Here is a 9,303-nt window from a genome sequence, read left to right as displayed (position 1 = left end):
CGCGCTCGTCAGGGATTAGCGCGAGGCGACAAACAGGGATTTACATCCAGGGCACAGCATGGCCTGCTTGAGACGGATTTTTGAGGCCGGCTGTATGGATTTCAGCCCGCAATTGGGGCAGGTGACGCTGGTGGTTGAGGCACCACCTATGAGCTTCATTGCGTAATTGAGAAAAGACATGATGCTTAACCTTCCAATGAACGGGCCTCACCATAGCACGTGCCGCTGAAAGAGTATGCACTTAATGGTGGGCTCAGCTTAGCAATCCAGCGTCTACATTGATCGATACTTAAATAGAACAGGGGCGCATACACGCCCCTGTTCTGATTTACTCAAATAATCGACGGTGCAGTGCCGCAACCGCGTCGTTGGCGGCATCGTCTGGCAGCAGGAAACAGAGATTATCATTGGATGCGCCATGGCAAATCATGCGCACGCAATGTGCATCCAACTCCACAAAGGTATCGCGGCAGACGCCCGCGTTACGATGAAGTTGATTGCCAATCAGTGTCACCAGAGCCAGCCCGGTTTCTATCTCAACCCGGCAATGCGCTGAGAGGGCGGTCAGCAGCGCGGTAGTTAGGGTGTTATCTTCGCCAGAAGTGGAACTTGTGGCGTTCAGGGCCAGCGCAATCCCTTTCTCCGAGGTCGTAACCAAATCCACATCTACCTGATGTTCTGCCAGAATCGCGAACGTTTCGGCAAAAAATGCGTATGCCGGTTGCGCATTAAGGCTATGTAATCTGAGCAGGGTTTGCTTGCGACGAACGGCAATCGCTCGGTAAAGCGGCGGATTCTCCGTTTCACGGCGAACCAGTGTGCCGCCGGCAGCGGTGTTTTTACTGGAACCGACAAACACTGGGATATTTTTGCGCATTGCCGGTAACAGCGTCGCTGGATGGAGCACTTTTGCACCAAAAGCAGCCATATCGCTGGCTTCGGAGAAGGAGATATGGTCGATACGCTGGGCCTGCGCCACAATGCGTGGATCGGTGGTGTAGATCCCGGCCACATCCGTCCAGATATCCACCCGGGCGGCATGCAACGCTTCACCCAGCAGGGACGCGGTATAGTCGCTCCCGCCGCGACCCAGGGTCGTGGTATGCCCGGCATCATCACTGCCGATAAAACCCTGGGTAATCACAATCGCCTGTTCAATTCGCGGCCGCAGATGGGCTTCAGCCTGTTTTTCCACCTGGCTGATATTGGGTTCAGCGCAGCCGTACAGGCTGTTGGTACGAATGACTTTCCGCGCATCAAACCATTCCGCTTGCGCTTCACGTTCCCGTAGCACTTCAGCGAATAACAGGCTCGACATCAGCTCGCCATGGCTCACCAGTTCATCGCTCAACGCAGCGGAAGGCGCTTCCCACACTTTTTCAGAAAGACGTGTAATATTTTCAAGGAGTTGGTCTATTTCTTTGCCAATGATCGATGGCGATTTAAGGCGAGAAATAATGTTGTGCTGGATAGCGCGAAGGGTATCAATTTTATCCATACGATCGCGACTTTCCAGCCCTTCAGAAAGTTCGACTAATAGATTTGTGACCCCTGCGGAGGCAGATAAAACGACCAGGCGTACGTGGTCATCTGCAAGAACAATACTGGCACTGCGATTCATTGAGTCGAAGTCAGCAACGCTGGTACCGCCAAATTTGGCAACGACGAATTGTGGATAAACGCGAGTCATAACAATCTCATATCAGGGCGCCATATAAAGATGGCAAGAAAATTTTCATTCTCGGCATAAGGGAAGCTCGCTTCGCCTTACGAAATGTCCGCCCGCGAACATTTCTGATGACAACCCAGGAATGCATCCTGTTGTCGATAACATGTATTGCCTCTTACGCGTTACCGGTGCGCTTATTTACACATAGCGTAAAAAAGCGCGCCATAGTAAGTGATTTATCTGGAGGGGTCGATGTTTTTATTACACTTAGAAAAAATGTAGTGAAAAAGAATGCCTTGAGAATGAGCCTAAAGTCTTTAAATAGTAAAATTGTGTTGCTAAAGCGTAAAACCTTGTCAACCAGATGGATTTCATGATGTTGTGTACTTGCTGTTTATCCCTTTCACCCTATACTAAATCGGCAAAGGATTTTCTGGTTATGCATTGATTTAAAAGGAAATTACCCACTTAAAAATAAATGATTGAGTCCTTTCTTAAAACGGCATATATTAGCCGCGTTTTTTACAGGCCAGTCCCTTAACCTTTATTCAACCCGGCGTTAATAATACCCGAGGTTGTAGGAGTGATATGATGACGGATAAAGTCCGTATTGATACTTTAAGTGCTAATTCATTACCACAAAGCAATGATACCTTTTTAGCGAGACAAGCTGAGTTTGAATCTAACGTCAGAAGCTATCCCCGTAAATTGCCATTGGCAATAGCCAAAGCGCAGGGGGTATGGATAACTGACGTTGAAAATAATCAATATCTTGATTGTCTGGCAGGCGCTGGAACCTTGGCGCTGGGTCATAATCATCCTGACGTGCTTCAAAGCATTCAAAGTGTCATCAGCAGCGGCTTACCGTTACATACGCTGGATCTGACCACCCCTCTAAAAGATGAATTTTCATCTTATTTACTCTCTTTATTACCGGGTCAGGGCAAAGAATACTGCCTGCAATTCACCGGGCCATCTGGCGCAGATGCCGTTGAAGCCGCGCTCAAACTGGCGAAAAAAGTGACGGGCCGTTCAGGCATCATCAGCTTCTCCGGCGGCTACCACGGTATGACGCACGGTGCGCTCTCCGTAACCGGCAACCTGTCACCAAAAGAAGCCGTCAGCAATATGATGCCGGAAGTGCAGTTTATGCCTTACCCGCATCTGTACCGCTGCCCGCTGGGTATTGGCGGTGACGCTGGCGTGAAAGCGCTGACCTACTATTTCGAAAACCTGATCAACGACGTGGAAAGCGGCGTGCGCAAACCTGCGGCGGTGATCCTCGAAGCCGTGCAGGGCGAGGGCGGTGTTAACCCGGCTCCGGTCGAATGGCTGCAGCGTATCCGTAAGGTCACGCAGGAGCATGGCATTCTGCTGATCATCGACGAAGTCCAGGCTGGCTTCGCACGTACCGGGAAACTGTTCGCGTTTGAACACGCCGGGATCGAGCCAGACATCATCGTCATGTCCAAAGCCGTCGGTGGCGGTCTGCCTTTAGCCGTTCTGGGCATCAAAAAACAGTTTGATGCATGGGCGCCAGGCCACCATACCGGGACTTTCCGCGGTAACCAGCTGGCGATGGCCACAGGCCTGACCACGCTTAAAATCATCAAAGACGACGGTATTGCCGATAAAGTTGCCGCCCAGGGCGAGTGGCTGAAAGGCAAACTGGCCGACATGCAAAAACGTTTCCCGGTTATCGGTCACGTTCGCGGTCTGGGTCTGATGATCGGCATTGAAATTGTGAAGCCGAACGAAGCACAGGATCACATGGGATGCTACCCGGCAGATGGCGAGCTCTCAGCACTGCTGCAGAAAAAATGCTTCGAGTCTGGCCTGATTCTGGAACGCGGTGGCCGTAACGGTTGCGTTCTGCGTCTGCTGCCGTCTCTGTTGATCACCAACGCTGAGCTGGAAATTTTCCTCGATAAATTTGAAAACGCCTTGCTGGGCGCTGGCGTTAAGCCGGTTTAATCGGAGTTATGATAGTGTCTGATAACAATCCGATCCTGTCCGGTTCGGCGCAAAGTATCGCCGCCTATCAGGAAGCCATTGCGCAGAGTAGCCAGGCCGTTATCGACTGGTTAAAGCAGCCTGAAATGTATCAGGGTAAAACCGTCGACCAGCTGCGCGATCGTATCCAGTTAAACTTTACTGATGAAGGCCTGGGCAACCAGGCCACTATTGCGCGTGCGATTGAGTATTTCCTCAAAGACAGCCTGTCTGTCCACCACGCACAATGTGTGGCGCATCTGCACTGCCCAAGCCTGGTGATTAGCCAGGCCGCAGAGGTGTTGATCAACGCCACGAACCAAAGCATGGATTCCTGGGATCAAAGTCCGTCGGCGACCATCATTGAGATTAAACTCATCGAGTGGCTGCGTGAGCAGGTGGGATACGGTGCCGGGGATGCGGGCGTGTTCACCAGCGGTGGCACGCAGAGTAACCTGATGGGTCTGATGCTGGCGCGCGATGCCTTCTTCGCACGCCAGGGTCACTCTGTACAGCAGCAGGGATTAACCGGCGATCTGAGTAAAATCAAAGTGTTCTGCTCTGAAAATGCCCATTTCTCTGTGCAAAAAAATATGGCATTGATGGGACTGGGCTACCGGTCTGTCACCCTGGTAAAAACCGATGCGTTCTCGCGGATGGACGTTGCGGATCTGCGAACCAAACTGGCACAGGCGAAAGCTAACGGTGAGCAGGTGATGGCGATTGTGGCCACTGCCGGTACTACCGATGCGGGTGCGATTGATCCGTTAGTCGAGATTACCACGCTGGCTGCGCAGGAGAATATCTGGGTTCACGTTGATGCCGCATGGGGCGGGGCGCTGCTGCTGTCAGAGAAGTATCGTCACTACCTGAACGGTCTGGAAAGCGCAGATTCTGTGACGCTGGATTTCCACAAGCAGTTCTTCCAGACCATCAGCTGTGGCGCATTCCTGTTAAAGGACGCACGTCACTATGAGCTGATGCGTTACCAGGCGGCGTACCTCAATTCTGATTTTGATGAAGAGCACGGCGTGCCAAATCTGGTATCAAAATCGCTGCAAACCACCCGTCGTTTTGATGCGCTTAAACTGTGGATGGGCCTCGAAGCATTGGGTAAAAAGCAGTACGCCGAGATCATTGATAACGGTGTGACACTGTCACAAAAAGTGGCAGAGTATGTTTCTACTCAACCTCATCTGGAGCTGGTCATGCAGCCACAGTTGGCAAGTGTGCTGTTCCGGTTCCGCCCGGAAAGTGGCGATAGCGCATTTGTCGCGTTGCTGAACCAGCGTATCGGCGACGTGCTGCTGGCATCCGGTAGCGCCAATGTTGGGGTAACTGAAGCTGACGGCGTTACGTGCCTGAAGATGACCCTGTTGAATCCAACGGTGTGTCTGGAGGATGTTAAAATCCTGTTAGCAAGCGTGAAAGAGACGGCTGAAAAACTGCTCAACGCATAATGCGTTACTCTCACAAACGAAAGGGGCGCAAGCCCCTTTTTTTATGCTATCTCTTAACCACCGATCATCTAATCCTTTAAAGAACCTAACAAATCCTCTGTAACCTCGGCCAGATACAGTGCCGGAAGTCCCTCGTAATCTGAAGTAAATAACACCTGTTTGTTATCGGGAGAGAAAGAGGGGTGTGGGTGAGTCACCTGACGGTCCCCGTCCAGGACTTTCCACGAGCTGTTATGTGCAACCAGCGGAGCATATTTGCGGGTTTTGGTGTTGAAGATGTACAGCCACGGATCGTTTTCGATAACGTGGCTGGCGGTGTCTTTTACATCCACTGGCGTGCCAGACCCGTCGCCAACCAGCAGCGTTCCATCTTCGTTGCTCATCAGATGTGAGCAGTTAGGCATCACCATCACGCCGGAATCTTCACCCGTCTGCGGATCGAAGCGGCGAATGCAGCGGTCGCTACGGCCTTTCTGGTAAGAAACGTACATTAACGCCGAGCCGTCCGGTACCCAGAATTCATGGGTGCAGCTTTCTCCTTCGGCGTGTGTTTTTACTTTCCGCACGTGACTCCCGTCTTCATTCACCAGCCACATCCGGGCATCGACAAGGTCGTGCGGGCCTTCGTGACAAAAGGCGATGGTGCTGTCGTCGAACGGGCGATAGATGGGATGGCCCAGCCAGCCATTTTCTTCATGAATAACCCGGGATCTACCGCTATTCAGGTCCACGCGGAGCAGGCGACAGTGAGGTTTGCGGTGGTAGAACGCCTGGAATATTGTCCAGTCGGAGAGCGGCGTCCAGTCTTCGCGGGCGATTTCAATTCCGACCAGGCTGGTACATTCGCTATTGGCGACCCAGGTGCCGTACCCGACCCACGTATCGGGTACCCGGTAGACCGTCTGCTCGCTGAAGTCAGCCAGCGAAACGCGCTGAAGGCTGCGCTCATTCTTAACATAATAAAGATGCTTGTCGTCCGGTGAGAGAAAACCGCCAAAGGTGTTATCGCCCGGACCTTCCGTCAACTGTACTGCCCTTTGGGTGACCAGGTTGAGCAGATAATAGTTGCGATTACCGTCAAACTCCCCGGCAAACAGCAGTCGATTGCCATCGCGGGTAAAACACTTCTGGTAGAAATAGTTGCGGTGACACAGCACATCGGTGGGTGTCAGACGCGTGACCATTGCATGGGTCTGCGCATCCTTTACCCGATTGAAGCTGAACTGAATTTCAGAACCCTTTGCCATCATTCATCCTCTTGTCAGCAATGAGCTTAGCCGCGAACAGGGCACATCTCATTTATTAAAATGCCATTTCAATAATGTGAAAACAAAATACCACTAAACAAAAATTCGTTCTCTTCACAACGGATGAATTGTTAACCGTGTTGCAAAACGGATGAAAAATCATCAGCGGCAGGGTTAAGCGTGAGCGGTCGCACATCAATGGGTCGGATTGTGATTTATAAACCAACGTATCTTTAAAAATAAAACACTGGTTTATTTATAAGGGAATAATAATGATAGCGGAAAGAAAAATTCTATTCAGACATCAACTGGCCTACGGTGGTGGGAATCTGCTGGGGAGCGGGGCGTTAGCCATTGCCGGCATCTGGTTGCTTTATTTCTACACCACTTTCTGTGGTCTGACCCTGTTGGAGGCGTCGGCTATCTTCTCCGTCGCCAGCATTATCGACGCCGTCAGCAATCCGCTGATGGGCTATCTATCGGATAACTTCGGCAAAACACGCCTCGGCAAGCGCTTTGGTCGCCGCCGCTTCTTCATTATGCTCGGCATTCCGCTGATGCTGGTCTATCCGCTGCTGTGGGTCGAAGGCTTTGGCTTCTGGTATTACCTTTCCACATACGTGCTGTTCGAACTCATTTATACCTCCGTAATGGTGCCGTATGAAACACTCGCCACGGAAATGACCACCGACTTCTCGGCACGTTCAAAACTTACCGGCTACAAAGCGATATTCGGTAAAATCGCTAACTTTCTCGCCGCTATCATCCCCGGTCAATTCATTCTGATCTACGGGAAAGACTCCGCACAGCCGTTCTTTTATACGGCGCTGACCTACGGCGCAATTCTGTGCGTGGCGATTGGCATGCTTTACCTTTCATCCTGGGAACGTCCGGTAGAAGAGACGATGCCAGAAGATGAGAAGAAAATGACACTCGGGAAAACTCTCATGACGCTGGTACGCGACATGAAATCGACCTTCCATCTGCGCGTATTTCGCAAACATTTGGGAATGTATCTTTGCGGCTTCGGGGCAGAGTGGCTGTTTGCGTCGATCTTCACCTACTTTATTATCTTCGTGCTGCAGTATGACCCTACTATGGTGGCAGGGCTGAGCAGCCTCAACTCCATACTGCAATTGTTCTCGACCGCCATCTTTATCGGCATCTGCGTGAAGCACGGTTTCAGCAAACCGTACATTCTTGCGCTGGCCATTGTCGTATTTTCGGTGATTTGCTATAGCATGCTGCACTTCTTTAATCTGCCGCAGCAGTACGCCACGGCGGCGATGTTGACTATTACGGTGATTTTTGGCATCGGAACGGGTGGGGTATATTACATTCCCTGGACGGTTTATACCTTCCTTGCGGATGTTGATGAGGCATTCACTGGCCGCCGTCGCGAGGGGATCTACGCCGGGGCGATGACATTTTCAGGCAAACTGGTGCGTTCGGTTATCGTCTTTGTGATGGGGGCTATTCTGAGCTTCTTCGGTTTCCAGTCTAAATCACACACTCAGCCGGAAAGCGCCGTTACCGCCATTGCTGTTGTATTTTGTGTGGGCGTGGTGGCGCTGGCGTTAATGGCAATCGTGTTCAGCACCCAAATGAAACTAAACCGTAAAACCCACCTGGTGGTACTTGGCGAAGTCGCCAGAATCAAAGCGGGCGGTCAGATTACGGATATCGCGCCGGATGTTCGCGCAGTGATGGAAGAGTTGATTGGGCATCCATATGAAGAGTGCTGGGGCAACAGCAAGGTGTGCCGCAACATCTTTGATACTCCCACCGTTGAAACTGATGTGCCACCGTCGACAGACATCGTGTCCGCGCAGCATAAGTAAGGTGCGTTAATCTCAAGTAGTAGAAGGGAAATTCATCGTGCGCTGCGTGAAATCTTTAAATTACCGTGGACTGATGACGGTAGATTTCACGTAGCGCAGGGGGCGAAAATCGTTCCCCCCTACACCGAGCCCCGCACTACCAGCTTCCAGTCAAGAATTTCATTCACCGTTTCCACCTCCGGGTTATCAATTCTCTCTAGCAGGAGCTGTACGCTGCGCACGCCCAACTGGTGCATGGGTTGTTCGACCGTGGTCAGCGGCGGGTGGGTTACCGAGCCGAACGGCACGCCGTCGAAGCCCATAATAGCCACGTCTTGCGGTACGCGTAGTCCGTTCATGTGGGCGTAATGTAAGGCACCTCCGGCTAATGCGTCCGAGATGGCAAACACCGCATCCGGCGGCTCCGGCATGGTGAACAGTTCTGCCATTGCCTGTACACCTGCCTGATATTCGAGGCTGTCCGCATAAACGACGGCCTGCCAGTCACCGCTTGTCGCCGCTCGGTAGCCTGCCTCACGCTGCTGGGAATAGAGGTAACGCAGATCGCCGTTGATCAGTGCGATACGCTTGTAGCCAGCACGGGTAAGGTGATCCACCGCAGCCGCGGCCGCTTTGAAGTTATCGATCGTCACGGAAGAGGCGTTATAGCTCGGGTCACCTTCGCCGCACTGCACCCACGGGGAATCGCCGATAAGCGTCGTCAAGCCCGGTAGACAACTGATCGCATCCATGGTGATCACGCCGTCCACAACTTTACCGCTCAGCAATTGCAGATAGGCGGATTCGCGCGTCAGTCGGGATTCAGAGTTACACAGAAGAATGTGGTAGCCGTGTTTTTCCGCTTCTTCCTCAATGCCGCGCACGACGCGGGCACAGAAGGGGTTGGTAATGTTGGAGACAAGAACCAATAACATGCGGCTACGCGCCGTACGAAGCTGACGGGCTAGCAGGTTAGGCTGGTAGTCGCAGGACTCAATGGCAGCCAGAACCTTGTCACGGGTATTGGGCTTAACCGCAGGATTGCCGTTCAGCACTCTGGAGACGGTGGCGGTGGAGACACCTGCGGTACGCGCGACTTTCTCTATCGACATGCT

The 9,303-nt window shown here is 52.2% G+C and carries 7 protein-coding genes; 3 read left to right on the top strand and 4 right to left on the bottom strand.

All coding sequences use genetic code 11. From position 1 onward, the window contains the following. Positions 1-15: 15 nt before the first annotated feature. On the bottom strand, positions 16-180 hold the full coding sequence (locus SIK69_RS18880) for a YnfU family zinc-binding protein (protein ID WP_319630319.1): 165 nt from the start codon (positions 178-180) through the stop codon (positions 16-18). A 148-nt stretch (positions 181-328) separates the two neighbouring features. Further along, positions 329-1,690 (bottom strand): lysine-sensitive aspartokinase 3, encoded by a 1,362-nt coding sequence (lysC, locus tag SIK69_RS18875; protein WP_319786785.1) that lies wholly within the window; start codon positions 1,688-1,690, stop codon positions 329-331. A 567-nt stretch (positions 1,691-2,257) separates the two neighbouring features. Between lysC and SIK69_RS18870 the strand changes: the two genes are divergently transcribed. Next, positions 2,258-3,643: a diaminobutyrate--2-oxoglutarate transaminase gene (locus SIK69_RS18870; RefSeq protein ID WP_319630321.1), complete on the top strand. Its 1,386-nt coding sequence runs from the start codon at positions 2,258-2,260 to the stop codon at positions 3,641-3,643. 14 nt (positions 3,644-3,657) lie between these two features. Further along, positions 3,658-5,121 carry a pyridoxal phosphate-dependent decarboxylase family protein gene (locus tag SIK69_RS18865; protein WP_319630322.1) on the top strand — a complete coding sequence of 488 codons (1,464 nt, stop codon included), beginning with the start codon at positions 3,658-3,660 and terminating at the stop codon, positions 5,119-5,121. A gap of 68 nt (positions 5,122-5,189) precedes the next feature. On the opposite strand, the gene SIK69_RS18860 is transcribed toward SIK69_RS18865, so the two are convergent. Further along, positions 5,190-6,368, bottom strand: coding sequence for an oligogalacturonate lyase family protein (locus tag SIK69_RS18860; RefSeq protein ID WP_319787220.1), 1,179 nt, complete (start codon positions 6,366-6,368; stop codon positions 5,190-5,192). Between the two features lie 272 nt (positions 6,369-6,640). Here SIK69_RS18860 and SIK69_RS18855 point away from each other — a divergent pair, with 272 nt between their 5' ends. Next, positions 6,641-8,209, top strand: coding sequence for an MFS transporter (locus SIK69_RS18855; RefSeq protein WP_319786784.1), 1,569 nt, complete (start codon positions 6,641-6,643; stop codon positions 8,207-8,209). A gap of 119 nt (positions 8,210-8,328) precedes the next feature. Here the strand turns inward: SIK69_RS18855 and SIK69_RS18850 are convergent, their stop codons facing one another. Then, positions 8,329-9,300, bottom strand: coding sequence for a LacI family DNA-binding transcriptional regulator (locus SIK69_RS18850; RefSeq protein WP_319786783.1), 972 nt, complete (start codon positions 9,298-9,300; stop codon positions 8,329-8,331). Positions 9,301-9,303 lie beyond the last annotated feature (3 nt).

The organism is Scandinavium lactucae, from assembly GCF_033843265.1.
GTDB classification, from domain to species: Bacteria; Pseudomonadota; Gammaproteobacteria; order Enterobacterales; family Enterobacteriaceae; genus Scandinavium; species Scandinavium lactucae.
This window is presented reverse-complemented; position numbering and strand designations above follow the sequence as displayed.